24 protein-coding genes and 2 pseudogenes are annotated in these 25,850 nt (G+C 45.4%); 5 read left to right on the top strand and 21 right to left on the bottom strand.

All coding sequences use genetic code 11. The annotated features are described in order from the left end of the window. Positions 1-135: 135 nt before the first annotated feature. Positions 136-768 carry a TetR/AcrR family transcriptional regulator gene (locus Xsto_RS12125; protein ID WP_099125215.1) on the top strand — a complete coding sequence of 211 codons (633 nt, stop codon included), beginning with the start codon at positions 136-138 and terminating at the stop codon, positions 766-768. 154 nt (positions 769-922) lie between these two features. Here the strand turns inward: Xsto_RS12125 and gorA are convergent, their stop codons facing one another. Beyond that, positions 923-2,275: a glutathione-disulfide reductase gene (gene gorA, locus Xsto_RS12120; protein WP_099125214.1), complete on the bottom strand. Its 1,353-nt coding sequence runs from the start codon at positions 2,273-2,275 to the stop codon at positions 923-925. A 165-nt stretch (positions 2,276-2,440) separates the two neighbouring features. Beyond that, positions 2,441-3,283 (bottom strand): 23S rRNA (adenine(2030)-N(6))-methyltransferase RlmJ, encoded by an 843-nt coding sequence (locus tag Xsto_RS12115; RefSeq protein WP_099109429.1) that lies wholly within the window; start codon positions 3,281-3,283, stop codon positions 2,441-2,443. A 211-nt stretch (positions 3,284-3,494) separates the two neighbouring features. Here Xsto_RS12115 and Xsto_RS12110 point away from each other — a divergent pair, with 211 nt between their 5' ends. Then, positions 3,495-3,848, top strand: a complete 354-nt coding sequence (locus Xsto_RS12110; RefSeq protein ID WP_099125213.1) for a DUF1090 family protein — start codon at positions 3,495-3,497, stop codon at positions 3,846-3,848. 38 nt (positions 3,849-3,886) lie between these two features. On the opposite strand, the gene Xsto_RS12105 is transcribed toward Xsto_RS12110, so the two are convergent. From Xsto_RS12105 to Xsto_RS12095, 3 genes are all read right to left on the bottom strand, one after another. Further along, on the bottom strand, positions 3,887-4,429 hold the full coding sequence (locus Xsto_RS12105) for a hypothetical protein (protein ID WP_099125212.1): 543 nt from the start codon (positions 4,427-4,429) through the stop codon (positions 3,887-3,889). A 614-nt stretch (positions 4,430-5,043) separates the two neighbouring features. After that, complete coding sequence (locus Xsto_RS12100; protein WP_099125211.1) at positions 5,044-5,400, bottom strand: hypothetical protein; 357 nt, start codon at positions 5,398-5,400, stop codon at positions 5,044-5,046. Between the two features lie 46 nt (positions 5,401-5,446). Further along, the gene (locus Xsto_RS12095) at positions 5,447-6,304 is read right to left on the bottom strand and encodes an NAD(P)H-hydrate dehydratase (RefSeq protein WP_099125210.1); all 858 of its coding nucleotides are present in this window, start codon (positions 6,302-6,304) and stop codon (positions 5,447-5,449) included. A gap of 285 nt (positions 6,305-6,589) precedes the next feature. On the opposite strand from Xsto_RS12095, the gene Xsto_RS22190 reads away from it, so the two are divergent. After that, a complete protein-coding gene (locus tag Xsto_RS22190; RefSeq protein WP_422646197.1) occupies positions 6,590-6,802 on the top strand; it encodes a transposase in 213 nt (70 codons plus the stop codon). 54 nt (positions 6,803-6,856) lie between these two features. Here the strand turns inward: Xsto_RS22190 and Xsto_RS12085 are convergent, their stop codons facing one another. From Xsto_RS12085 to Xsto_RS12060, 6 genes are all read right to left on the bottom strand, one after another. Further along, entirely contained in the window at positions 6,857-7,147 is a 291-nt protein-coding gene (locus Xsto_RS12085; RefSeq protein ID WP_099125209.1) for a hypothetical protein, read from the bottom strand. Between the two features lie 411 nt (positions 7,148-7,558). Then, complete coding sequence (locus tag Xsto_RS12075) at positions 7,559-7,843, bottom strand: hypothetical protein (RefSeq protein WP_244590390.1); 285 nt, start codon at positions 7,841-7,843, stop codon at positions 7,559-7,561. Between the two features lie 128 nt (positions 7,844-7,971). Next, positions 7,972-8,148, bottom strand: coding sequence for a hypothetical protein (locus Xsto_RS21435; protein WP_169926640.1), 177 nt, complete (start codon positions 8,146-8,148; stop codon positions 7,972-7,974). A 174-nt stretch (positions 8,149-8,322) separates the two neighbouring features. Then, the gene (locus Xsto_RS12070) at positions 8,323-8,685 is read right to left on the bottom strand and encodes a hypothetical protein (RefSeq protein ID WP_244590389.1); all 363 of its coding nucleotides are present in this window, start codon (positions 8,683-8,685) and stop codon (positions 8,323-8,325) included. A 102-nt stretch (positions 8,686-8,787) separates the two neighbouring features. Then, positions 8,788-9,168 (bottom strand): hypothetical protein, encoded by a 381-nt coding sequence (locus Xsto_RS12065; protein ID WP_099125207.1) that lies wholly within the window; start codon positions 9,166-9,168, stop codon positions 8,788-8,790. Position 9,169: 1 nt separating this feature from the next. Then, on the bottom strand, positions 9,170-9,685 hold the full coding sequence (locus Xsto_RS12060; protein WP_169926639.1) for a DUF3990 domain-containing protein: 516 nt from the start codon (positions 9,683-9,685) through the stop codon (positions 9,170-9,172). Positions 9,686-10,244: 559 nt separating this feature from the next. Here Xsto_RS12060 and Xsto_RS12055 point away from each other — a divergent pair. Next, entirely contained in the window at positions 10,245-10,445 is a 201-nt protein-coding gene (locus Xsto_RS12055; RefSeq protein ID WP_099125205.1) for a hypothetical protein, read from the top strand. 391 nt (positions 10,446-10,836) lie between these two features. Here Xsto_RS12055 and Xsto_RS12045 read toward each other — a convergent pair. Beyond that, positions 10,837-11,355 (bottom strand): annotated as a pseudogene (locus Xsto_RS12045) (tyrosine-type recombinase/integrase); the annotation flags it as partial. Between the two features lie 95 nt (positions 11,356-11,450). On the opposite strand from Xsto_RS12045, the pseudogene Xsto_RS22185 reads away from it, so the two are divergent. Beyond that, positions 11,451-11,546, top strand: a pseudogene (locus Xsto_RS22185) (SymE family type I addiction module toxin); the annotation flags it as partial. Between the two features lie 163 nt (positions 11,547-11,709). Here Xsto_RS22185 and Xsto_RS12040 read toward each other — a convergent pair. The 9 genes from Xsto_RS12040 to tssM form a co-directional block, all read right to left on the bottom strand. After that, positions 11,710-12,093, bottom strand: a complete 384-nt coding sequence (locus tag Xsto_RS12040) for a hypothetical protein (protein ID WP_099125203.1) — start codon at positions 12,091-12,093, stop codon at positions 11,710-11,712. A 252-nt stretch (positions 12,094-12,345) separates the two neighbouring features. Next, entirely contained in the window at positions 12,346-12,726 is a 381-nt protein-coding gene (locus Xsto_RS12035; protein ID WP_099125232.1) for a hypothetical protein, read from the bottom strand. Position 12,727: 1 nt separating this feature from the next. Then, positions 12,728-12,904, bottom strand: coding sequence for a hypothetical protein (locus tag Xsto_RS21425; RefSeq protein WP_169926638.1), 177 nt, complete (start codon positions 12,902-12,904; stop codon positions 12,728-12,730). 190 nt (positions 12,905-13,094) lie between these two features. Beyond that, a complete protein-coding gene (locus tag Xsto_RS12030) occupies positions 13,095-13,475 on the bottom strand; it encodes a hypothetical protein (RefSeq protein ID WP_099125202.1) in 381 nt (126 codons plus the stop codon). A gap of 18 nt (positions 13,476-13,493) precedes the next feature. Continuing rightward, on the bottom strand, positions 13,494-18,194 hold the full coding sequence (locus Xsto_RS12025) for an RHS repeat-associated core domain-containing protein (protein WP_169926637.1): 4,701 nt from the start codon (positions 18,192-18,194) through the stop codon (positions 13,494-13,496). Between the two features lie 13 nt (positions 18,195-18,207). Continuing rightward, on the bottom strand, positions 18,208-18,663 hold the full coding sequence (locus Xsto_RS12020; protein ID WP_099125201.1) for a DcrB-related protein: 456 nt from the start codon (positions 18,661-18,663) through the stop codon (positions 18,208-18,210). Positions 18,664-18,705: 42 nt separating this feature from the next. Beyond that, entirely contained in the window at positions 18,706-20,823 is a 2,118-nt protein-coding gene (locus Xsto_RS12015) for a type VI secretion system Vgr family protein (protein ID WP_099125200.1), read from the bottom strand. A 26-nt stretch (positions 20,824-20,849) separates the two neighbouring features. Continuing rightward, positions 20,850-22,211 (bottom strand): VasL domain-containing protein, encoded by a 1,362-nt coding sequence (locus Xsto_RS12010; RefSeq protein WP_099125199.1) that lies wholly within the window; start codon positions 22,209-22,211, stop codon positions 20,850-20,852. A 79-nt stretch (positions 22,212-22,290) separates the two neighbouring features. Further along, a complete protein-coding gene (tssM, locus tag Xsto_RS12005) occupies positions 22,291-25,824 on the bottom strand; it encodes a type VI secretion system membrane subunit TssM (RefSeq protein ID WP_193756905.1) in 3,534 nt (1,177 codons plus the stop codon). Between the last annotated feature and the right edge of the window lie 26 nt (positions 25,825-25,850).

Here is a 25,850-nt window from a genome sequence, read left to right as displayed (position 1 = left end):
ATTTATCTAATCAATAAAGACGAGAAAGATCACAAGGACAATAATAATATTAATATAAAACAACAAGTTGATTGAATTACAAAAAATAATAACCAATTAAAAAATAAAATAATTTAATTTTAAAAGGGCTCAGTGATGCTGCCTATTCACACATTTCCGAACTATACAGGTACTCGTAAGCGTACTTATCAATTACTCATTAACACTGCTCTAACTCTATTTGAGCAAGGGATAATGCCATCAATATCAGAACTGGCTTTAAAAGCAGGCGTTTCCCGAGCAACAGCATACCGTTATTTCCCGACACAAAGTGATCTGATTGCTGCTACTGTCAATACTAGCTTAGGGCCAATTCTTACCTGGCAACCTAGAAGTGAAAAGACAGAAGAACGGATAACTGAATTGATGGATTTCGCTTATCCTCGAATGTTTGAATATGAGGTAGCACTTAGAGCTGCATTGCAAGTGTCATTACAACAATGGATAGAAAGGCGCTCTTTATCTTCTAAGCCCAGAGAAAAACAATTGGAAAGAGGGAACCGAAAAGAAACTTTATCAATGGTAACATTGCCGATGAAAAACTCCTACTCTCCTGAAATTATTGATAAGGTAATAAAATCTTTTTCTATTATTTATGGATCAGAAATTTTTTTAGTATTGAAAGATATTTGGAAGATTAATAATGAACAAGTTATTGAAATAGCAAAATGGATGGCAAAAGCTATTATGAATCAGGCAATTGAAGACAATAAGAGCAAAGAAAAATAAGATACTCCATCCACTAATAAATAGATAAAAAATTCAGTAATGATGAAATTATTCTCAGGGAGAACATCCATCTTAGCCAAAGACTAAGATGGAATGTCTTTTTGTCCAAATACCATATATGCAGTATATTCTACATATTATGACATCCACACAATTATCTCATCGTAACAAACTCTTCCGCCGCAGTCGGATGAATAGCCACTGTATTATCAAAGTCTTTTTTCGTCGCACCCATTTTCAGGGCAACGGCAAAGCCTTGCAGGATTTCATCCATACCAAAGCCTATTCCATGAATACCGACAATCTTCTCATTTTCACCAGCACAAACTAGTTTCATACGGCATGGCTGACGGTGCTGCGTCACTGCGGTATACATTGCGGTAAAGGACGAAGTATAAACTTTAACCTGATCATCACCGTATTGGGCTTTTGCCTGTGGCTCCGTCAAGCCGATTGTACCGATTGGCGGATGGCTGAAGACCACTGTTGGCACATTGGTATACTCCAGATGTTCATCCGGCTTATTATTAAACAGACGCTCTGATAAACGACGACCTGCCGCTACCGCAACGGGTGTCAGCTCCACAGCACCTGTATTATCGCCCACAGCATAAATACCTTTTATATTGGTATTCTGATACTTATCAACCTGAATATAGCCTGATTCATTCAATGCCACACCAACAGCGGACAAATTCAGATTATCTGTCGCAGGTTCACGCCCAATCGCCCAAATCAGAGTATCAACCGTCTGTTCTCTGCCATCTTGTAATTGCAGAGTCAGGCTGCCATCAGCATTTTTTATCACAGCCTTTGGTACAGCTTCCGTATGCAGAGTCGGCCCTTCATTGTTGATAACTTCCAGCAATGTATTTACGATCAACGGATCAAAAGAACGCAAAGGGGCATGTTTGCGTACAAACAGATGCGTTTCGCTACCTAATGCATTCAAAACACCGGCTATTTCCACCGCAATATAACCAGCACCTACGACAGCAACACGTTTAGGCATTTCATCCAGCTCAAAGAAGCCATCCGAGTCAATACCGTATTCCGCACCGGGAATAGCCGGGTTTTTAGGGCGGCCGCCAGTCGCAATCAATATATGATCTGCGGTAATTATTTCGCCGTTCACTTCAACAGTTTTCGCATCAACAAAACGTGCAAAACCCTGAATAACATCAACATTGTTGTTATCCAGCACACGCTCATACGAAGAATGGATACGGTCAATATAGGATGTACGGCTGGCAATCAGTTTTTTCCAGTCAAAACGATTGATAGTGGCATCAAAACCATAATCAGAGCCATATTGATGAATAGATTCCGCAATCTGGGCAGCGTGCCACATCACTTTCTTCGGTACACAGCCCACATTAACACATGTTCCACCCAGTGCTTTTGCCTCAATAAGGGCACATTTCTGCCCATACATAGCCGCACGGTTAATGGAGGCAATACCACCGCTGCCGCCACCAATTGCAATATAATCGTAATGTTTACTCATCTTAGGCACTTCCGTCTAATCAATTAACCTACTGACTACAATTTAATCGTAACGTATATTATGACAAAAAGTTATCACTATGCATGATGATTGTGGCTTTCGTTGTCATAGGCTAGAGCTATCAAATTGATGCTCCATGCTGCAATATCACGCTGAAAAATAGTCTTATTCCGGTACAATCCACTCTACTGAGTTATGCCCTGTGCCTTCAGGGATCAGTACCTGCTGTAACCAAGGCAGCACAGCTTTCATCTGCTGTTCCAGCTTCCACGGCGGGTTGATCACAATCATGCCGGATGCCGTCATACCGCGCTGATCACTATCCGGACGCACGCCAAGCTCAATCTGCAAAATTTTGCGGATCCCGGTTTTTTCCAAATCTTTAACTAAACGCTTAATCTGCTGGCGTAGAACAACCGGATACCACAACGCATAAGTACCCGTCGCAAAACGTTTATACCCTTCCAGAATACCCTTAACCACATTCTGATAATCCGACTTCAGCTCATAAGGAGGGTCTATCAGCACCAACCCACGGCGAGTTTTAGGAGGTAATTTTGATTTCAGCTGTTGATAGCCATCTTCACGCAGAACACGGGCGCGTCTGTCACGGGAGAACTCACTACGCAATAAAGGAAAATCACTTGGGTGCAGTTCACTCAGGTTAAGTTCATCATATTCGCGCAATAAGTGACGGGCAATTAATGGCGAACCGGGGTAATAACGCAAAACACCATGCTGGTTCAGAGCCTTCACAACTTTCATATAGCCTGACAATTCCTGAGGAATATCATCACGCTGCCAAATACGGGCAATCCCTTCCAAGTACTCGCCAGTACGTTCGGCATGCTCGCCACTGAGCTGATAACGGCCTGCGCCTGCGTGGGTATCCAGATAAAGGAAAGGCTTCTCTTTTTCCTTAAGTGACTCAATGATAAGGCTTTGGACAGTATGTTTTAACACATCAGCATGGTTGCCTGCATGGAAGCTATGACGATAACTTAGCATTCGATTTTCAAACCCCGGGAGAGAAATATTGATAACTTGCCTGATGGCTGATCAGACAACAAAAAAGCATTATGCCTCATTCTCGCGAAAAAAGATAAAAGCCTCCATTCTGCACCTCATCAATTGTAACTAACGTCTAATTTTCAGGAACAAATCCCGATCAGCATATAAAATTTTGAATAAGCATTTCAAATCAGACTAGGAATAGTTCATGAAGTCGAAAACTATGATCTTGGCTGTATTAGTCGTTTTCAGTATGAATATTGCCTATGCAAAACCAACTAAAGCTAGGTGCGAAAACAAACAGAAAACATTAGAGAAACAGCTCCAATATGCCAAAAATGATATGGATGAAAGATTAATTTCCGGGCTAACCAGAACACTGGAAAGCCTGAATGCAGCCTGCGAGTGGGAAAGACGCCTGAAAGCTGCACAAGAGCAACGTTCCAAACCGAAAAATAATCCAACCTCTGCTAAGCCATCATCCCAAAAAAATTCACAAGCCCGTTCAGAACAAAAAGGAAAAAATAAAATTAAAAAAGTGCAGGCCAAAAAGAAGAAGTAGACCTGCACTGAAGCACCAACCAATAGTAGGATATATATTTACAAATTTTTCTCTTTCACCTGCTGTGAATTAGAAGGAGATAGCTTATAGTAAACTTTATCGTCATCTGTGAGTGGTTTATTCTCAATCTTCATTGAAAGGATCGCATTATCTTTAGAGATCGCATAATAGTTGAAATAATTTTCTTTACCATCATAAGGATACTGAAAGTCTGGTTTCAATAGTTTTTTTTCATAAGATCTTATATAGGGATCATATTCATCTTCATAAACTACCTGTTTGTTTCTTACAAAAATAATCTTATAAAAAAAACTAGCTTTTCCTTTAAATGCCGCTCCGATAATATCCTCAATATCCTTATGCCCCATTCCTTTATCAATAATATACATTTTATCCCAATCAAAAGGGACGATTTTATTCATATCAATCAGACAATCCGTGTTTTTCTGGCAATGTCTATCAGCATAATCGATAATACCCAATTTACTGTTATTATATGATAAAGAAAAAAAGAAAACGACAACACCCAATATTAACGAAAGTGCAACAATATTATTTTTGTTGATAACGTGGAAAAGCATCATTCCCCCTTAACAATCAAACCAGATATGAGAAAAAGGTTTTTAAATTCCTAATTTGATAATCAACCAGTTAAATTTCTATATAAATTTCATCGTAGTATCACAATTCCATAATTAATCTCATTTATCGATAAAAGTAGTAAAAACATTCCTACCTGCTCTCAATCAGCAGCTTTTTTTAGTAAATACATAATGATGTTATGAGGATCTAACTTTATTTGTGGATATGGATCCACATCACTCATAGTAAGCGACAACGGCACACTACTATTTCTTGTTGTTACTGAGGATTTATAAAGTAACCAACCTCTTTTTATTATTTTCAGCATAAAAAGCACTATGCAGGGGGGGCTTTATGCAAGGGAATAGTATATTAAGTTTACTGACAATTTTTTAGGTTTCAAATAGAAAAATTTGATAAACAAATCGTAAATGAGACGAATTGTCGCTAATATAATTTAGTGGTAACTCTTAATCAATTAATTTAATTATATTTTTTTAGTTATAAAAAAACAATAAACCATTATATAAAGCAGAAGCAATAAGTAACGTTACCAATTAAACTGGTGATATTTCTAATATACATTAACGATCATAGTTAATAACACTGAAAATCAATAATTAAATACACCATTCTCTGAAAAAACCAACTTTCCATTTTTTGAAATATATAAAATCCCTTGTTGGTAAATGGTATATTTCATATTTTTATTAGTAAAACTATATCCATAGAAAGAACAGCTCCCTGTGTCACAATCTCTATTCATAGTGTGTCCTTTCATTGTCAGTGAAGTATGATCTTTCTTATTTGTCACAACAGACTCCACATCCTCGCAACTTACATACCCCTCAGGGCAAAAACTATAAATAGCAATATGATACGTCTTTGTCTCAAAAATAGTTGCATCATCTGCAAATGATACCTGTGAAAATACGAAGAGAGTACAAGCTAACAGTATTTTTTTCATCATTGTCGTCGGCTCCTTAATAGTCAGTTTTTAATTCAGCCATCATATATCAATAACTAATTATTTGATTTCTTATCTTTCTTACGTAATCAATAATCTCATGGGCGGTCAGACCTATCGGCCCAATCCCATCCGCAACCAGCATATCAGCCGCTTTACCATGTAACCAAACTCCTGCTCGTACCGCTTCCTCAAATGGAATACTCTGAGCAAGCAGACTCCCGATAATACCGGAAAGTACATCCCCACTACCAGCAGTCGCCAAGCCACTATTACCTGTTTCATTTACCCACGTTCGCCCATTCGGTGCAGCAATTACGGTTCGATGACCTTTAAGTACCACCCAGCAATCATATCGGGCACTCAAGGCCAGTGCCGAACCCAGCCTGTCAGACTGGATAGATTGGGAGTCTGTCTGTAACAGCCTTGATGCTTCTTTCGCATGAGGAGTGATAACAGTTTTGTCCGAAAGCGCAATTTTGCTTGGAAATTTTGCCAAAATATTTAAACCATCAGCATCAACCAGTACTTTTTCACCGTGATGGATATAGTTGATCATTTTCTGTATAAAACGAACCGCCTCAGCAGAAGTCCCTAACCCACAACCAATTACCCACGCAGATGGCAGTTCGCCTTCAAAAAGCTGGCTTGCTTTATTCAATATCAATTCCGGTACAGTATCTATCAGTTGGACAGCAAGGGGTTCCTGATTAAAACCGATAATAACCTTCCCACACCCACTTTTTAACGCAGCGGTACCTGCAAGAACACAAGCGCCACCCATAGTTTCTGCCCCGCCGATAATATTCAGAGTCCCGAAAGTACCTTTATGACTATCTTCAGGCCTGGGTAATATTAGTGTTGGAAACCAGCCAGATACTTGCTTTTTTTCATCCTGAGTTATCATTCATGCACCTCTCAATTTATGTTGCTCATTACCACACGACCCAATGTAATTGTATGAAAAAATAACTCTTGTTATCCGCTATTTTTAATGAGTGTGATGTGATTGATATCCCTATTCACAGGGTAAACCCCATGAGACTGAGCCTCAAGACCATAACAGACGGTCAGTTCTGGGGGCGTTAAATTACACGGACAACACGCTGTTTTACCAGACAACGTCAGGCAGTATCACACGAGCTAATGTGATTGATTTTTTTAGCAGGTCGCCAAACAAGGAGAAAAACGCCTGACATTTTTAGTGTTGGATAATGCGCGTATTCACCATGGGAGCGAGGAAAAAATCAGAAATCGCGGGTTACGAGAACACAACATGCTTTTACTTTATCTTCCTGCTTACAACCCCGAGCTGAATCTGATTGAAATCATCTGGAAACAAGCTAAATATCACACTGGCGACGTTTTATCACTTGAACTCAGGATACAATGGAGTATGAGCTAAATACTCTATTGGAAGGTTATGGTAATTAATTTGCAATTAATTTTTCTTGATTACTTATTTTTTATATATTACCGATGTATATTCTGGTGGTATATTGCTTAACCCCTCTAATAAGTCTTTTTCTTCGTCTCGCCACCAATACTCTTGATATTTATCTGGTTTTTTAAATTCATATATAGATATGATTCCAAGCAAGCCGCAAGGAGAATCCGCCATGAAATCCCAACCATCTTTTTCGGCGCAATACATATCTAACTTATTGTTATACCAAATATTATATCCTTTCTTATCTAGAATATTAAATACGGTATTTGTTACATTAGAATACTCTGATAATGCTGGCATACTTTCTCCTACTTTATAAGTTCAATAGCCTTATGGGGGAATTTCACCTTTGAATAAACCCTCCACTGCTCTTTTGGCATCTTTTCTATTTTTTAATGTACCCAGGGCATTTACTGTTTGCATAACATTTTTATGAAGAATATACGGCCTTTCACTTTCCTGACCATACTTCCAATTATGCCAACACCAGATAAACCCAGTGGATCTATGAATCCCGTCGGGTTCCCGCACCATCAAGAAACAGAGTGAACGCCAGCAAGACCAGCTCAGTGAGATTAAGCTTCACATGCGGGAGCTGATTGGAGATTATCAGGCCGGATGATGATAAAAAGCCGGAAGATCACAAGGATTTTTCAGCTTTTTGTTTCTGAGTTTAGGGAGACAGGGTTTTAATTCCATTCCCCTCTGTTATCACTCATCAATATAATCAAAACTAAATTCCGCTAGACCATGGTCTTTTCTATGTTGCTCTTCCCATTCATCAAAACCTTCTGGTTCATAAGCTGGGATACCTCTTTGCCAATATCCATGGCCATAAACTATAGCCATTGCCCATTCGTACTCAGATTCGTGACTGAGTGTCGCAAGGCTTCTACTACTATTTCTGGGGAGATAAACAGCGGGATGATTTAAAACAAGCTGTTCTGCCTCACTTTCGGATTTATTACCATATTTGACAATAATCGCTTTCAACATTTCAACATTTCAACATTTCAACATTTCAACATTTCAACCCAGGTATAAAAATTAAAAATAACCTTTTCATTGGGATTATCTTCATCTGCGAAAACAATCCCATCAATAATATTTTTTTATCAATCATGTTATGGACACTCATCAACTATTTTTCCATTAGCAATTCGTTTAACCGCAACTAAATGCGCATCAAATAATTTCGCTGATTCTGGCGTATAAAGGGCCAATTGGTGACCTTCAATTTTTGGAGGTTGACCCTTTTTAACACCATTTGGGCTTCTTAAATATGGATCGCTACCCGACACTGACGACACCCGCACCCAGCTCAGTGAGATTAAGCTTCGAATGCGGGAATTGATAGGGGATTATCAGGTAGGATGATGATAAAGAGCCGAAAGATCACAAAGATTTTCCGGCTTTTTGTTTCTGAGTTTAGGGGGTTGCGGTCTTAATCGTTTTAATCCTCTTTATCCCTGTTATCACTCATGAATATACTCAAAACTAAATTCCTTCAAATTATGTTTTTTTCTATACTGTTCTTCCCATTCCTCAAAACCCTCCGGCTCCTGAGAGGGGATCCCTTTTAGCCAATATTCATGACCATAGGCTATGAACATCGCCCAATTGTATTCAAGGTCATGACTACGTAATCCAACGGACATATAATCATCAATAGAGCTACAGACTGCAGAGTGGTTTAAAACAAGATACTCTGCCTCACTTTCTGATTTATTAGCGTATTTGATAATAATGGCTTTCAACACCTCAACCCAAGAATAAAAATTAAATATAAGCTTTTTATTAGGGTTATCTTCGTGTGTGATAATAATTCCAATCGACAATATTTTCTTTAGAAATCATTTTATGGCCTTATATTTCAATTATTATTGAATATAAAAAGCAGGTAAATAGTAATACCTGCTTGGAGCATAAAATGCACTATACTATTCATCACTATATACAAAGCAATCTTCTGCTAGTTTATGCTCCTTTATATAGTTTTCTTCCCACTGCATATAATCTTCTGGTAGCCTAGCTGAAATACCTTTTGTCCAATATTCTGGACCATAAGCTATCAACATTGCCCAATGATATTCAAGTTCATGACTAAAAAAATCAACATCTCGAAAGTTATTAATCGGCATATGGATCAGAGGATCATTCATAATAAGATGTTCAGCTTCATTTTCTGATTTTTTAGCGTAATTAACAATAATTCCTTTTAGAAGTTCAACCCAAGTATAAAAATTGAAAATTACATATTTATCTGGATATCTAACATCTTCAATCAGAATCCCATCAACAATATTTTTTCTATCAATCATTTTATTCACACTCATCAACTGGTAGTTTAGTAACTGAAACTAAATGTCTATCAAACATTTCTGCTCCCTGTTGTGAGAAAAGGGCTAATTGGTGACTTCCCCCTTCTACAAGTCTTGGTTTTTTTCCTTTTAATACTGATTTAGGATTTCCCAGCATCGGCCCATCAACTCCATCATATGGTTGGTCATATATAAGCGTCCCCTGACGCCCTTTTGTTACAATATCTGACCATTCTTGCATGCCACTATGGGTATTTAAATCAATATATTTAATATTCAATTTAGCTAATTCTGAATTTGGCACTTCAAATTTATATAAAGAAACACCAGAATCCCATTTCAGTTTCCTATAATACCAATCTTCAGCCTGCTCCCTTATTGTAGTAACATAAAATCCTCCTTGACCTTTAGGATCAAAGTCAAGTACATCACGCCCCACATTTGGATCAATTGGTCCTTTGATATTGCCCGCATGATAGAACGTCGTTGTCCCCGACGATAACCCATACGGATCCACGAACCGCACCGGGTTGTGCACGTAGCCGTACGGGTTAAACCCGCCGCCCAGGTTCAGTGGATCTTGAGAACGATTCCGGCACAGTCATACTTTTTTAAGCGATTTTTTCCTTTACTATCATCATATTAAGCAGTCACTTTTACCTGTTCCGCTCATCACCGCGAACCTAAAACGCCGATATGCACTTTCAGGATTTTTTGCCCTGTCGCTCTGATGCCCTTTTTACCCGGCAACCACCATGACCTGTGGTGCAGTATAGCGGCGGTGCCCGGGTTTGGGCATGGTGCCGAGGCGTTTTGTGGCGGATTTCTCTTTCGGCAACGGGCGAACGTCGCCCAACTGGTTTGGGCGGCGGGCGGCCGTTCTGCGGGTGCGGGCGGCATAGAGCCTGCCAGCGGCGCCCTGCGACGCCCTGGGTCACTGGCGTTTCAGATTGGGCACGGCTTTGCATGACCGTACCGTGTTTACAAGGGAAGCCCCCTGCGGGGGCTGCACGGGGCGGAGATGGCGAGCACGGGAACGAGCAAGAAGCGTAGCGACCGCGAGCCGGGCGCAGCCAGTGCAGCGGGGTTGGGGCGGGGGAGGTAAAACAGCGGAGGCCGCAGGCCGACCTGCCTACAGGGTTGTTGGCCGGACGGTGGCATGGCAGCTAAAGAAGAACACGGGTTTTTGTCGAGGACTGGCTCCGGTGCTGACAGCAGAAGGCGCAGCCTTGTGCGCCACACCCCGCGAGGCTGACCCGCGGGGGCGCCAGACATAATGTGTATTATACGCTGCGAACCGCTGCACGGTGTGGATTCGGGCAGCGGAGCCGCCCGGGTGAGTGGTGTATAATTCCCCCACATTATGTTGAGTGGGCTTTGGGCGGCCTGCACTGACTAAACGGGGACACCACAGCTTAGGCCGACCATTGCCCACGTACCCCCGCAAGCACGGGTGCTAACGAGCAGTCCGGCCACGGTCTGCCCCCGCACTGAACCCAGCAGGCTCAACGGGGATTATCGGGCTGTCTGCCTGTTCAGGGACTTTTGTCCACTGCCGGACGCTCTACAGCCCCCTGTCAACTTCAGATAATTATACTTATGTGGAGTTGACAGGGTTATGACTTAACAGGGCTACTGTCTGATATCGTGTGTTCCGCTTACTCTGTGTTAGCGGCTCTTTGGCGGCTCGGTGTTGGCGTCCGGTTGTTGATTGTCCATTTGCACGTTGCCAGAGCGTTCGGCCGGGTGGGTTTGCTGATGCACTTTCTTTAAGTGACTGATAGCCACCCGCGTGTAGATTTCGGTGGTGTTGAGCTTCTCATGCCCCAGTATCGCCTGAATATGGCGGATATCCGCGCCGTTATCCAGCATCTGCGTGGCCATTGAATGCCGGAACAGGTGACATGCCCCCGGTTTGTCCAGCCGCGCCTGTTCCCGGATAGCGCTGCCTGCGATATGGGTCAGCATCCCCAGACTGAGGGACCTGCCCTTTTGCGTGATAAACAGATACCCGCTGTCATGCTGTTCAGCCAGCCTTGGCCGGACGGACCGCGCCAGATAACGGTTTAACCAGCCCAGCGCCCGCTCACCAATGGGCACCACACGGTCTTTATTGCCCTTACCCTGCTGCACGGCCATCGTGCCCCGCCCCAGGTCAATATCACCGGGGCGCAGGTGACTCAGCTCACTGCGCCGTGTAACACGCTAATATTTAACGCGTTATGTCCGTGTTGGAGCACAGCCAGAACGCTAACCACAAGCAACTAACAAGGAGTTGAATGATGGCTAAAGCGCATTCTAAGCAAAACCGGGCGGTAAATAAAGCCGCCAAAACAGAACGTTATTACACCGTGGGATACGTGCCGCAAAACGACAAGGCCAGCGCCAGCAAGACCAGCTCAGTGAGATCAAGCTGCGGATGCGGGAACTGATTGGGGATTATCAGGCCGGATGATGATAAAAAGCCGGAAGATCACAAAGATTTTCCGGCTTTTTGTTCCTGAGTTTAGAGGGACAGGGTTTTAATTCCATTCCCCTCTGTTATCGCTCATGAATATACTCAAAACTAAATTCCTTTAAATTATGTTCTTTTCTATACTGCTCTAGCCACTCATCAAAGCCTTCTGGTTCATAGGCAGGAATACCTTTTAACCAATATTCATGGCCATAAGCTATCAGCATTGCCCAATCATACTCAGGCTCATGATTAAGCAATGCAACAGACATATAATCGTCTATAGGGCTGTAAACTGCCGGATGATTTAAAACAAGCTGTTCTGCCTCACTTTCTGATTTATTGCCATATTTGACAATAATGGCTTTTAATATCTCAACCCAAGTATGAAGATTAAAAATAACCTTTTTATCGGGATTATTTTCATCTGTAACAACAATCCCATCAATAATATTTTTTTTATCAATCATGTTGTGGACACTCATCGACTATTTTGCCATTGGCAACTCGTTGAACTGAAACCAAATGCGTATCAAATAATTTCGCTGCCTTATCAGTAAGTACCAGCAAAACCAGCTCAGTGAAATTAAGCCGAAAATGCGGGAGCTGATTGAGGATGATCAGGCCGGATGATGATAAAAAGCCGGAAGATCACAAGGATTTTTCAGCTTTTTGTTTCTGAGTTTAGGGAGACAGGGTTTTAATTCCATTCCCCTCTGTTATCACTCATCAATATAATCAAAACTAAATTCCGCTAGACCATGGTCTTTTCTATATTGCTCTTCCCATTCATCAAAACCTTCTGGTTCATAAGCTGGGATACCTCTTTGCCAATATCCATGACCATAAACTATAACCATTGCCCATTTGTACTCAGATTCGTGACTAAGTGTCGCAAGGCTTCTACTACTATTTCTGGGGAGATAAACAGCGGGATGATTTAAAACAAGATGCTCCGCCTCACTTTCTGACTTATTGCTATATTTGACAATAATAGCTTTCAATACTTCAACCCAAGTATAAAAATTAAAAATAACCTTTTCATTGGGATTATCTTCATCTGCGAAAACAATCCCATCAATAATATTTTTTTTATCAATCATGTTATGGACACTCATCAACTATTTTTCCATTAGCAATTCGTTTAACCGCAACTAAATGCGCATCAAATAATTTCGCTGCTTCTGGCGTATAAAGAGCCAATTGGTGACCTTCAATTTTTGGGGGTTGATCCTTTTTAACACCATTTGGACTTCTTAAATATGGATCACTACCCGACACTGACGACACCCGCACCATCAAGCAGCAGGATCAGCTCAGTGAGATTAAGCTTCGAATGCGGGAATTGATAGGGGATTATCAGGTCGGATGATGATAAAGAGCCGGAAGATCACAAGGATCTTCTGGCTTTTTGTTTCTGAGTTTTAGTGGAACAGAATTTTCATCGTTTTAATCCTTTTCTCCGTTGTTATCACTCAGTAATATACTCAAAACTAAATTCTTTTAAATTATGCTCTTTCCTATACTGTTCATCCCATTCATAAAAGCCTTCTGGTTCTTGAGCAGGGATTCCTTTTTCCCAATATCCATGACCATAAGCCATTAGCATCGCCCAATCATATTCAGTTTCATGGCCAAGTAATGTAACCGACATATAATCGTCTATAGGGCTGTAAACTGCCGGATGATTTAAAACAAGCTGTTCTGCCTCACTTTCGGATTTATTACCATATTTGACAATAATCGCTTTCAACATTTCAACCCAGGTATAAAAATTAAAAATAACCTTGTCACTGGGATCATCTTTATCTGTGAAAATAATCTCATCAATAATATTTTTTTTATCAATCATGTTTTTTTACTCATCATGTTATGGACACTCATCGACTATTTTTCCCCCTGCAACACGTTTGACTGAAACTAAATACTTATCAAATAATTCCACTGCTTTAGGTGTATAAAGGGCTAGTTGATGACCTTTCATCTTTGGTGGAGCGCCTTTGTATTGAAATGGAGTTGAGTTGGCTAAATAAGGTCCGCTAACACCGTCATAATTATGAACCAGTGTTCCTTCCCGGCCTTCTCTAACATATTGCGACCATTCTTTCCTATCTGCAGGTGAATTAGGATCAAAGACTTTAATATTTAATTTGGCTAACTCCGAGTTGGGTACCTCAAATGTAGCCAGTGTTGGAAGGCCTCTTCTTTTAGCCCAATCAAGCGCCTGTTCTTTCGATGCCGTCACATAAAATCCTTTTTGTCCTCCCGGATCAAAATCTTTTCCACCAGTTCCTTTTGACAGATCTATCTTCGTGCCTTCCTCAAAACGCCCCGCATGATAAAACGTGGTCGTCCCCGACGATAATCCCAACGGGTCCACGAACCGCACCGGATTGTGCACGTAGCCGTACGGGTTAAACCCGCCGCTCAGGTTAAGCGGATCAGGCGTGAGGTATTGCCCTGTTTCATGATCATAATACCGAAAACGGTTATAGTATAACCCCGTTTCTTCATCCGCATACTGCCCCATAAAACGCAGGTTGCAGTTCACATGAGCGTCTTCATGATTTCCGGCCACAGCTGGCCAGGTATCCAGCCTACCCCATGTACTCAGCCGACCAGCCCAGATCAGTTGGCCTTCTTCGCTCAGTATCTCTCGCACCGTACCCTGATGGTCACTGACGGTATAGTGCAATTTACCCCGCTCATAACGAGCCCACGGAGTTAACGCTCCCGGGGCGTATAGCCAACGGATACTACGATCATAGGCCGGTGTACCATCTGCATAAATCGGCGTTTCCTCGATCAGTTGATCACCACTCCACAGGAAATCGTGTCCGATGATAGCATCAGATTTAAGTGTCAGATCCGGCTTACCATTCAACCATCGCTGCAAATTGGCTGCTGTCAGTTTACCATCGTGGACTTTAAGTTTTTGGATACGTCGTCCAAAAGCATCATATTTATACTGCCAGCGGGAGCCATCTGGTGTTTCACAGTGGGTAAGCTGATCCTGAATATCCCAACGGTATCGCCAAATTTGAGGACGAAAACCATCTCGAAGTTCAGTTTTTTCCACTAACCGCCCATTCAGATCATAGCGGTAAGTGACATCACCACGATGCACTACTCGCCCCGCCAGTTGACGCTGTTCGACTTGCTTTAAAGCATTTTGAGCATTATTAGGTAGATGGCAACTCAGGTTGCCCTGTTTGTCATAATGGAATTCTTCTTCAAAAGCTCGGAATCCTCCAAAAGAAGCATGAATTACCTGATCATTTTGATTATAACGATAACGGGTTTGCCCCCAGATACCGTCATCAATCACCTGTACATTAAATGCACGGTCATACTGCCAGCTACGGTTAACTGCTGTTGCCTGTGGTGGGAAGTGTGGGTCATTTTGTTGCAATGTATCACGGAAAAATGCCGTAGCCCGTCCGGCTGACTGATGTTCCAATTGCCCAGTAGTCGTATAACGACTGGCCATGATGAAGCCTTTTGCACTTTCACGTACCGTTTCACGACCGAATGGATCATAGTTCAGAATCAGTGGATCATGCTGACTAAACTGGAAACGAGTAAGTTGACTCGCTCGGTTATAACTGAAGTTCAGTGTATGCTCACCCACTGTTTCCGCTGTAGGCAAGCCACTTTTCATATCCCACTGACGGGAGATCTCCCGACCATTCACCCGTTCGCCTATCAGATGCCCAGCTTCGTTATATTCGAATTCTACTTTCGCATCCGGTGATATTGCGCAGAGCAGCCGTCCCATCGGGTCATAGCGATATTCAATAAATACCCGCAGTTCACAGAAGGATTCCTCTACTTGCCAATGTTCCCGTCGACGAATTTGATCATCATCGTTGTAACAAAGACGGGTTAATTGGCCGTTTGGATAGCGCACTGAGGTACGACGACCCGCTAAATCATAAGCGTATTCCAGAGTCCGGCCAGTAAAGTCAGTTTCACGGACAAGTTGATCAGCAAAATCATATTCGTATTGGTAGGTTTCTCCCATCGCCGTCGTCACTTTTTTCAGACGAAGCGAACGGTCATAGTCAAAGTTCAATGTGGTGCCATTTGGGCGAGTCATGCTGGTCAGCAGATTAAATGGACCATAGGTGTATTGGGTAACTTGTCCTTCGCCGTCTGTCACTGCTGAAATTCGTCCAGCCTGATCATAGGTGATCTGCTGTCTGATACCATCCGGCTGAGTAACTTCGGTAACACTGCCGTTAAGGCTGGCATGGAAAGCACTGTGCTGGTAATGTGTTTTCTGCCCCAGTGAATCCGTCATACTACGCAGACGACCTAATCCATCCTGATCATAACAAGTTGTATAGCCCGTCGGCGACAACACCTGATACAACCGATGCTGCTCATACTCATAGCGCCACTCAGTCCCATCAGGCAGTATCTTACGGAGTAATTCACCATGTTGGTTATAACGATATTCCTCCCGCCGTCCCAAAGGATCAGTGACAGAATCAGGTTCACCTGCATCATTGTAATGAAAACTCCAGCTCTGACCATCGGGCAATTTGGCCTGTAATAACTGACCGTATTCATCATAATTATAGGTGAATGTTTCACCAGAAGGCTGAATCAGCTTAGTAAGCTCCCCATAGGAGCTATATTCAAAGCAGGTCCTGCGCCCCAATGGGTCAGTTTCCGACACCATATTGCGCAAATCCCACTCCATCAAGGTTTCCCGCCCCAAAGGATCAATGCTGCGTACCACATTACCATCTTCGTCATACCAATAGCGGGTACACCCTCCTTCAGGATCCAGATAGGTGGTAACACGCTCTGCATCGTCATACTGAAACTGGGCATTCCAGTAACCCTGCGGCGTACTCACAGCTACTACACGCCCATAAGTATCATAGTCAATAGAGGCATCAGACCCACTATTGCTTCTCCAGCGGGTCATTTGACCGTAATCGTTATACTCATGCCAAAGGTGATAAAACTGGAAGGTTTCACATTCCACTAAATATCCTCGGACATCATAGTGGCAGGTCACCAGCCGCTGGCGAAGCTCATCCGTGATATATTCAATTGTGGTCAGATTCTTTTGATCGTAACCAAGCAGTAATCGGTAGCCATCTGAATGCGTTATCTGTGATAACCGTAAAACTCCCTCATCGAAGGGATCCTCATAATGAAAAAAGATACGATTACCATTGCGGTCACTTATTGCAGAAATTCGTTGATAAACCCCATCTTTTTGCTCAAAACTCAGGGTAAGTTGGCTGCTACGATCAAACAAATGCAAGCCATGATCACGATCACCGAATAATAAGTAATGTCCAGCTTTCAGGTTAACCGCAAATACCTTCTTTTCCGTCACTGGGGTATGAAATGTGTAAATAACCCCATCATCGTCAGTGAAGTAGGTAGCATCACCGTCAAGTAAAAGATGCCGTGACCACCCATCTGCCCATTTAGGACCAAACAGGCCGGAAAAATTTTCTGTTGAACGGTAAGTACGTACCAAAGAAAGGGGCACAGTGCCGGGCAGAGAGAGCATCGGCTTTTGCTGCAGAAAGTCCCCTGTAGTTAAATCTACAGGATCGTTTTTACATTTTTTCTTAGAAGGAGAGCAACTTTTTGCATCCACCGATTCCTTAGGCTTGTCAGACTTAGTTACCCCTTTCTTATTACGTGGAAATGGCATCAGACCGGCGATAACCACCGCCCATTGTAGTGCTTTGTTGTTTTCCTCCATGATGGGAAGTCTGTCACCCGTTTCCTTAGTAATGGAAATCGAGCCCGCGGCGCTGTTGATATTTGCATCACAAGTAGTACGGTGTCCTAAACGAGCAATTCCCTTACCATTGGCAAATACCGTCTTTGCCCCTTCAGCAATAGCCCCCGCTCCCAGATGATCACTACATACAATAGGATCCCCAATACGGGCCACTGGCTTCCCTTCAAAATACACATTGGGTGATCCTTTTATAATAGTGCCTTTATTACTGCCATACTGGCCGATAGCGGCTCCAATGCCCGCACATGCACCACCCACAAAGCCACCAGCCGCTGCCGCGGCTGCAACGGCAACCAATGCAACACCTCCTGTTGCAACCACCAAAGCGCCCACTGCTAGCGCTGTTACCGCTCCCAGCAGTATTCCACCTAATGCTCCCCACAAACCAGCACTTTTATTCTGGTGAGCTATCGCATCTCCCTCACGAGCTGGATTTTCTCCCTCTGTCGCCACAGTGCCCATACCCATGCCTGCAGCAATTGCATGACCAATTTTATCGCCGACATAGGCACCTGCAGCACCACCAGCCATCCCTGCAGCCACACCTACAGCAAAAGGTGTAGCTGCACCGGTAGCAACAGCATAAGCCCCACCAGTTGCCAAAGTTGCCATTTCAAAAGTGTCACTTTGCAGGAATTCTAATGCTTTATCAGAGGTTGATTTTTCTGTACGCGGAGGGATCGGAGCTGGCCTGCCTCCTTGGGCAGGCGATGTACTATTGTTTGCTACAGGTGTTTGATACGGTCGTTGTACCGCCGCGGCACCCATCATCACATTCTGTGAAACACTCATGTTTCGCTCCCTGTTATTTGTTATCCTTCTGCTCATCGCGCAGCTGGAAAGTGGCCATCATGGCCTGCATCTGCTCCTTTTGGATTGACGTCATTTCTCCCTGACAAGTGCCCGTAAAAATCAACACCTGTTTTGTGGTATTCAACAACATCATTAATTGATGCACAGCCCCACTTGGAGCACGCCAGCGAAATTCGAAAGTCTCGGTTTCTAACCCATTCAATTCACCAGATTCATGAGCAATTGCCTCATAATCTTTCAGTTGTTTGCCAATCGCGGTCATTTCCCGTTCTGCAAACTGACTGAATGCCAAACCCCACGGCAAGTTGTCGCGAGAAATAGTGAAACTGGTACCGTTCTTCTCATCAGGGCTGTTCAACACCAGAATACTTGCATCCTGCCAATTAGCTGGCAGCATGATGGTGCCTTGATTGAAACGGAATGGGGACAAATCAAGTTTATCGGTCATGGTCAATCCTTGTTTTTCTGTTTTCAACAGGAAAATAGTTTTTTATTTGTTCAAGTTAATATTGCCGCCCAGCACCGTGACACCCCCAGCATTCAATTCAATACTGGAACCACCAAATGAAATTTTGATATTCGCTTTCGTCATCTGGATTGTGCCTTCACCCACTTTCAGGGAAATGTCATCCTGTGCTTCATATAGTTGCGTTCCAGCTCCGGCCTTACCTGCCACTGCTTTCACCTGTATTACATTCGCTTCGGTACTACGTTTCTGGCTAATTTTCTCTGTCAAATTACCCTGTGATACGGTTTTGTGTTCATCCCCCGTCTGAATCGTCAGCGTCCTATTGCCCTTTTCCACCACCAAGCTCTGGTTGTCTTTCACCACCGTGCTCATATCCTTCTGCGCATGCATGGAAAGCAGTTCACTGCCTTTTGCATCTTCAAACAGCAGTTCGTTATAACCTTCACCTTTGTGGGTTTTGGAACGGAATGCCATCTGGGTTTTGCTGCCCGGTAGGCCGCCCGGCGGGATGTTGCTGGCGTGATAGGTACGACCGGTGACGATGGGCTGATCCGGATCGCCGTGCAGGAAATCCACGACGACTTCCTGTCCGATGCGCGGTATCGCCAGCATTCCCCAGCCCTGTCCTGCCCACGGTTGAGTCACCCTGATCCAGCAAGAGCTTTGATCGTCGCTGCGTCCGTAACGATCCCACGGGAACTGGAGGCGAATGCGACCGTATTGGTCACAGAAAATTTCTTCTCCTGCTGGGCCGACGACTTTGGCAATTTGAGGGCCGTCAATCACGGGCTTCGGTAATGGAGTCGGACGCCAGCTCTGATTGTGGCGGATAAAGTGGAAGTGACTGTGCAGTGTTGTACCCGTATCACCACTTGCGGTTTCCCGTGCTTGCGGCTGGCTGCCTGAATGGCTCGCCCCCACGACTTGCCACGGTTGGTTAAGGTCAGGGCGCGGGTGGTTATACAGAGTGAATAAACGGCCCGGTTGGATGGCGATAGCGTTGCCACTGCCCTGTCCCATCACGGCATCGTTACGCAGAGCTTCAAGGCGGTAGCGGGTAAAGGCTTCACCGTGTGTTTCATCTTTAAAACGACCGGGATAGTCATAATGCTCGTAATACATCTCCTGTAAGGTGTCTTCCTTCATCTCTGCCCGGAATTCAGCGGGCCATGCCGGGTTTTTGAAGGTGTAGTCTTTCAGTTGCACCTGTGCCGGTCGTACCTGTGCGCTGCATGTCAGGCTGCTGATGGCTGGTTCTCCAATGGTGCTGACTTCACCGGGCTGGTAAGGAAGGACGATGCCCGGCGGTACAGAACCGGCATCATCGGCAAAGACCAGCGTATTACGGCCATTACCGCACTCGAAGAAGTAGAAAATTCCCTCTTCTGCGGTTAGGCGTTGTAGGAAATTAAAGTCACTTTCCTGATACTGCACACAGAATTCGCGCTCAGGGTGAGGGTGACGCAGGCTGAATATGACATCACGGATACCGTGCTCTTTCAGGATGGTGGTGATAATCGCCTGAATATCCAACTGCTGGAAAATGCGCGAGTTCTGTCTCAGGGTCGTGCGCCACAAGTCAGGGCGGATGCTCATCTGATAAGTGGTCTGGTGCAACCCGGTATCACCCTGCTCAAAGCGGGAAACGATCCCTGTGATACTGCGCTGCTCAACGCCATCCTGCAAAATGGTCAGCGTGGCGGTGCGATCCAGAACGGTCGGAAAGTCGATAGCAGGATCGGCACTCGCCAGCCCGACACTCAGGGTGAATGGCTGGGAAAAACTTTCATTCAGTGCGAAATCGGTGACAACAAAAGTCTGCGGCGGTAAGCCTCCGGCGGTTAACGTAAATTGCAGGCCACTGGGGTTACTGCCTCCGCCGCCCAGTAATGCGCTGGCTTGTTGCAAGGCTTTAGCCGCTGCGTTATGACCACTTGCTGCCTGCTTCGCTAATCCCTGACCACCTGATGTTCCCTGTCCGCCGGTAATTCCCTGAGTATGCGGAAGAGCCTGACCACTACTTTGTCCGCTCCCCCCCAACATGCCCGCAGCTTGCTTGGCCATTTGAGCGGCCTGTTGCCCCTTTTGCACAAGGGCCTGTCCTTTCTGCAATTTAGCTATGCTCTTCTTAATTGACATGGTATGTCTCCCTGATTGTTCGCCACTTACATGTTTGTATGTTTGGTGGCACGGTCACGCTGTTCAGTTACATGACGCAGGCGGTCATAACGGCCGAGCAGCGCGTTAAAACGGTCATCAATTTCTTTCATCAGTACAGGAGAAACAGCTTCGCCTTTTTCCGCATGAACATTCAGTTGGCGCAGCAACTCTTCCAGCGGAATTTCGCTGCCGTGGTTGCGCTGAATGTCATAAATGGCGGTTTTGAGGTAAGAAAGGGTGAAGCTGCCACGCGTGCGTTCCTGCAACAGAATTTTGTCTGCCAGCTGCTGGAGTTGATCGCGAGTGCTGTACCAACTGCCTTTTAACGGTACGCTATCGATGCGGATGGTCATCTGCTGTTGCCAGTTACGGGTAGCGTTAACTTGTTCCGCTAATTGTGGCCACTGTTTTTCTGCTGTTGCGGTCAGTGTTCGTGCAGCATCCCATGTTGCCAGTGGAGATGTTTCTGCCAAGCGCTCAAGCTGGGATGCGTAGTTTGCCAGTGTCGGCTGATACAGCCATGCCAGCCGTGAACCTGCGGGCTGTTCTGTTATGGCGTTCAGTTGCTGTTGCAGCGGCTTATAAAGTAACAGCCAGCTCCCTACCAGCACCAACAATCCCAGAAATGCCCCAATTCCAAAGCCCTGCCATGCGGTCAGTCCACGTTGTGGCTGTTCTGGAAACTGTACTCTGACCCGTTGCTGGCTTTCGTCCGGTGCAATTTCAGGTTGCGGCTGTGGTGGCGGGGAAGGTGGTGGCGTTTCCGGCTCAGATTCAGATTTAGACAGGTAAACCAGCGGCGGCATTTTCACCGGCTGTTGTGCAGGTTTCGCAGCCTGACGCGGCTTCTCCAGTTTTTTCGCTGCATTCTGGAAGAACCACAGCAGGTTCTCTACTCTCGGCAAACGTTTCAAATCAGATTGTTGTAGCTGATCAATGATGAGCTGAAGTGCCCGCTCCGCGCGGTAAATCATCCGTAGATCGCTGGCGGCAAAATCCAGCTGGCGCAGGATACTCCCCGTCCGGGTGTGGAACCATTCCAGCAAATCAGTGCGTACCTGTGGTTGTGACGGCCACAAGGCATCCCATTCACTGACGATAACTCCTGCCAACAGTTCACAGCCTTCAGTAAACCCAGCCAGACCGTTCAAGTGCATTCGGGCTAAGGTGTAATAAATCGCTGTCTGTAAATCGACGCCGTTGGTTTTGAACAGGGTCAATGACAGTGATTCCACCAGCATCCAGTTGACTTCAGGTTGTGATGGGTGACTGGTTTTGTTGATTTCATCACGGATAACGGCAAATTCCGGCAGGTTCAGCGGGCTGCCTCCCGCCCGGATAATGAGGTTTTCAGGGTGTCCGCTCATATCTGTTTTTTCTCCTTAAAAAAACCCTGCCCGAAGGCAGGGGAAGGTTTTACTTTCAAAACTAACCCACACCTTCGCCTCAATAGAGGGTGTCCGGTAGTTTGAAATGACTGAACAGCCCACCGGCAAATGGGTTGTCTGATTCGTCCACGTAGATGCGATAGGTCATCTCGCCGCCATCCACGCTGAAACGCACATCAAAAGAACCGGATTGGATGTTGGTCAGCTTGCCGCTGTTAATCAGCCGCAACTGTGCCCACGGCCCCATATAGCTGATAGAGCGCGGAGCCTGATTACTTCTGTCCGGCATCAGGGTCAGCTTGCTTTCTGTGCCTGCACGCATAGAGTTCGGCCATATCAGACGTGCAACATTGCTGCGGCCGTGGGTGTAATCCACCAGCTGTCCATCAAGGTTCAGCAAGGCGCGGCGTTTGTTACCGGTCAGGCTGACTGGCTCAATGGCAAACTGTGTGCCCAGCCCGTTCTGCGGTGAGAAGAAAGTGGCACGGATACGGTTAGCATTTTCCAGTTGTTTCAACACATCCGGACGGATAAGCGTACGACCGTCAGTACCCATCGTCAGTTTGTGTTCCACAAATGGTTTCAGGCTCTGTTTGTAGAAGGCATCAAGCGTGCCATCCGGGCGGAAGAAACGCTCAAACTCGCTTAGCGGGACTTCTTCTTTAGCATTCGGATTGAACGGATAACGGCCTGCCAGATAGGTGTTGTACTGTTTAACAACCGTATCCTGCCATTCCACTTCCAGAGAACGGACCGCTTCCATCATCACTACACGCCACGCCTGATTCGCCAGTTCTCCAACCCAGCGATTCAGGGGTTCAGGCAGGTTTTTCGCCATCTGCTGGACTTCAAAGATCGCATCGCTGTTGTTCTTATCCAGACGCATCTGCACAGCCTGAAGTGCTGATTTACCCGGTGTTGGTGAGTTTTGGATAGACAGCAGATAACGATGCAATGCCATCAGTTTCTGGTAAACACTTTGCAGCGTGCTGCCTTTATCACCATGTTCGATCAATACGCCGGTTTCCTGCGCAAAACCACGGCTGATGTCAGTCAGGAGTGTGTAATCCTGCTTATCTAACAACGCCTTTCTTTCCGTATTACTCAATGAGCTATCGAGCATCGGAGGGTTGGTGTTATCACTCAGGATTTGTAACGCGCGTTTGATCGGCTGTTCACCACTAATTACCTGTTCAATGGCATTGATAGCCTGTGGTAAATCCTCAAAGTCACGGATTTCGAGGTTATTCATCGCGGCACGCCATGTTGCGGTGTAATCCGCCAGATACAGCTCAGTGATTTCGCGCTCGATACGCTCCCGATCCGGTTCACTGTAATTGTCTTTACGTGGTGCGGATTCAGACTCTTTGTACAAACCTTTATTCTTCGCTAAGTTGAGTACCCAGCTATCCATTCCGGTCAGCTCGACCAACTCGCCGCTCTGCTGAATAAAGTAGTCCGTCAGACCCTGACGGGTCAGGAACTGAGGCACCACCAACCGTTTTTCGTTACTGGCGACAAATACACTGTCAAAACTCGGGCCAATCTGGTCACGCAGGTTGATAGGTGCTGGCAGAGTATCCTGAGCCTTGATACGCAAGTTTTGGTAAACACGCTGTTTGACGGAGAGCTTGCTCAGCTCCAGCTGTGCTTCCCGGATAGGTTTCGCAAACGGTGCAAAACTATCAATCGCTTCCTGATCACCGGCATCACGTTTCTCTTTCCAGTCGGTACGATCCAGTGCGTAATTCAGGTGGCTCAACAGCGCATCCTGCACATCACGCTGACCGTAGAAGGCTTTACTCCAGCGCTCACGCATATACTGTGCGACCAGCCCTGCATTACGTTTGCTTTTATCTTCCATCATGCGCATCACACGCAGGATTTCGAGTTTTTCCTCACTACCGGCAGGTGCCTTATTCAGGTCATCCAACAGTACGTGCATCAGGGACGGCAGGAATTTTTGCTCCAGCAGATTCAGGTAAGTGTTTTCCACTTTTTTCCCTACCAGACCGCCCTGATATAACCCCATATCTGTCAGGAACGATTTTTTCTCATGGTAATTACCGTAAGCCAGTGTTGCGTCACGGATCGGGTTCAACAGTGGCAACTGGAGGCTACCGTAATTGTCATCCCCTGTCGGAGCCGGTACGGAGAGGAATTTTTTCGCCTCTGCCAGTACTTCTTCTCCGGCACGGTAGTTTTTCTGATAGAAGTAATGCCAGCCACCCCACATTGCCAGTACGACCAGCGCACTCACGGTGGAGAAGGTGTATAACTGGCGACGGTTGCGACTCAGCCAGATTCGGTTTTCAGCGGCCAGATTCGGCTCCGCCAGTAACACGTCTTCGAACAGGGTCTGGGTAAAGAAAGGCAGAGTGTCTCCCGCAGGCCATGTCGGAAATGCCTGGGAACCGAGGTGATACTGCGCCGAGGCCGACTGCGTGAACATGTCATCCATCTGCCCGACCTGATGGGCGGAAGTCAGGTACACACCGCGCAGCATTGGGCGGTGGTTTTCATCGTTGTACAAAATGTCTTCCAGCATCTGTACGATATAGCTGTACAGCCCCTGAATCTGGCGGGTGAAACTGAACAGGGCGCTACGCTGATTAGCATCAACGCCGTTCAGCATCATATCCGGCATGGCGCCATTCAGGTTGTTCATCCACTGTTGCCAGAACTGTTCCAGCTCACTGCGCCACGCTTTTTCGTCGCGATTGTTGAGGCTGAAAGTGACACCCAGAATTTGGTCGCGCAGTTTGCGATCCAGTGACTGATACATCGCTTCAAAACCGTGCAACAGGTCAATCTTGGTCATCACCAGATAGATAGGTAACTGGCTGTGGAAAGTCAGGCGAATTTCCTGCAAACGATGATGAATTTCCCGCACGTAACGCTCACGCTGTTCGCGGTTATCCGTCATCAAACGCAGGGTATCCACGGTCAGAATGATCCCGTTAAGCGGCTGGCGCTGGCGGTTTTCTGACAGCCAGTTCAGCAGGGCTTCCCACAGACGACTGTTGATTTGCGGTTTGTCACTGTTCAGCGGAACAGGCTGGTCAATCAGGCGGCCTTTCGGGTCGATGATGACGGCTTTTTCTCCCAGCCAGCAACGCAATAACAGGGAGATATCCCCATCCTGACGCAAATATTCCGGCGCAGCAATTTCAGACAGCTTATAACCTTCTTTGATCAGCGAGGTTTTACCGCTCATCTGGCTACCGATCACCATGTACCACGGGCGTTCGTATAGATAGTTGTAAGAATCCAGATGACGCTGTAACTGAGATTTCCAGTGGTCAAGGTAACGATCCTGATATTCAATATCCATGCGGACCGGATCAACCACTTTCAATTCAACATCAAGGTTCAGTTTTTCAAGCTGGCGCAGACGACGCCACGCTTTCACACCGATCCAGCCCAGCACTCCCATAATGATGAGGGCTGTCGCCAACCAGCGGGCGGCAAGGCTTTCCAGCGGATAATCCTCACGGATTTTCAGATCAGGCCCCCACCACCAGACTGCGATGAGCAGCACGCAGGGGATAAGCGCCAGAATAAGCGCTATCGCTGCCTTAAAACGCGGCATGGATTTAAATTTCCCCACCGCCGGCA

Source organism: Xenorhabdus stockiae (assembly GCF_002632825.1).
GTDB lineage: Bacteria > Pseudomonadota > Gammaproteobacteria > Enterobacterales > Enterobacteriaceae > Xenorhabdus > Xenorhabdus stockiae.
This window is presented reverse-complemented; position numbering and strand designations above follow the sequence as displayed.

Bases quoted from the DNA above. Each gene is read 5' to 3' on its own strand.
- Xsto_RS12030 (WP_099125202.1), bottom strand. From the start codon at position 13,475: ATGATTGATAAAAAAAATATTATTGATGAGATTATTTTCACAGATAAA.
- gorA (WP_099125214.1), bottom strand. From the start codon at position 2,275: ATGAGTAAACATTACGATTATATTGCAATTGGTGGCGGCAGCGGTGGT.
- Xsto_RS12085 (WP_099125209.1), bottom strand. From the start codon at position 7,147: ATGCCAGCATTATCAGAGTATTCTAATGTAACAAATACCGTATTTAAT.
- Xsto_RS12095 (WP_099125210.1), bottom strand. From the start codon at position 6,304: ATGATAACTCAGGATGAAAAAAAGCAAGTATCTGGCTGGTTTCCAACA.
- Xsto_RS12100 (WP_099125211.1), bottom strand. From the start codon at position 5,400: ATGATGAAAAAAATACTGTTAGCTTGTACTCTCTTCGTATTTTCACAG.
- Xsto_RS12010 (WP_099125199.1), bottom strand. From the start codon at position 22,211: ATGAGCGGACACCCTGAAAACCTCATTATCCGGGCGGGAGGCAGCCCG.
- Xsto_RS12105 (WP_099125212.1), bottom strand. From the start codon at position 4,429: ATGCTTTTCCACGTTATCAACAAAAATAATATTGTTGCACTTTCGTTA.
- Xsto_RS12035 (WP_099125232.1), bottom strand. From the start codon at position 12,726: ATGATTGATAAAAAAAATATTATTGATGGGATTGTTTTCGCAGATGAA.
- Xsto_RS12110 (WP_099125213.1), top strand. From the start codon at position 3,495: ATGAAGTCGAAAACTATGATCTTGGCTGTATTAGTCGTTTTCAGTATG.
- Xsto_RS12065 (WP_099125207.1), bottom strand. From the start codon at position 9,168: ATGATTGATAGAAAAAATATTGTTGATGGGATTCTGATTGAAGATGTT.
- tssM (WP_193756905.1), bottom strand. From the start codon at position 25,824: ATGCCGCGTTTTAAGGCAGCGATAGCGCTTATTCTGGCGCTTATCCCC.
- Xsto_RS12115 (WP_099109429.1), bottom strand. From the start codon at position 3,283: ATGCTAAGTTATCGTCATAGCTTCCATGCAGGCAACCATGCTGATGTG.
- Xsto_RS12020 (WP_099125201.1), bottom strand. From the start codon at position 18,663: ATGACCGATAAACTTGATTTGTCCCCATTCCGTTTCAATCAAGGCACC.
- Xsto_RS12025 (WP_169926637.1), bottom strand. From the start codon at position 18,194: ATGAGTGTTTCACAGAATGTGATGATGGGTGCCGCGGCGGTACAACGA.
- Xsto_RS12075 (WP_244590390.1), bottom strand. From the start codon at position 7,843: ATGTTGAAAGCGATTATTGTCAAATATGGTAATAAATCCGAAAGTGAG.
- Xsto_RS12040 (WP_099125203.1), bottom strand. From the start codon at position 12,093: ATGATTGATAAAAAAAATATTATTGATGGGATTGTTGTTACAGATGAA.
- Xsto_RS12125 (WP_099125215.1), top strand. From the start codon at position 136: ATGCTGCCTATTCACACATTTCCGAACTATACAGGTACTCGTAAGCGT.
- Xsto_RS12015 (WP_099125200.1), bottom strand. From the start codon at position 20,823: ATGTCAATTAAGAAGAGCATAGCTAAATTGCAGAAAGGACAGGCCCTT.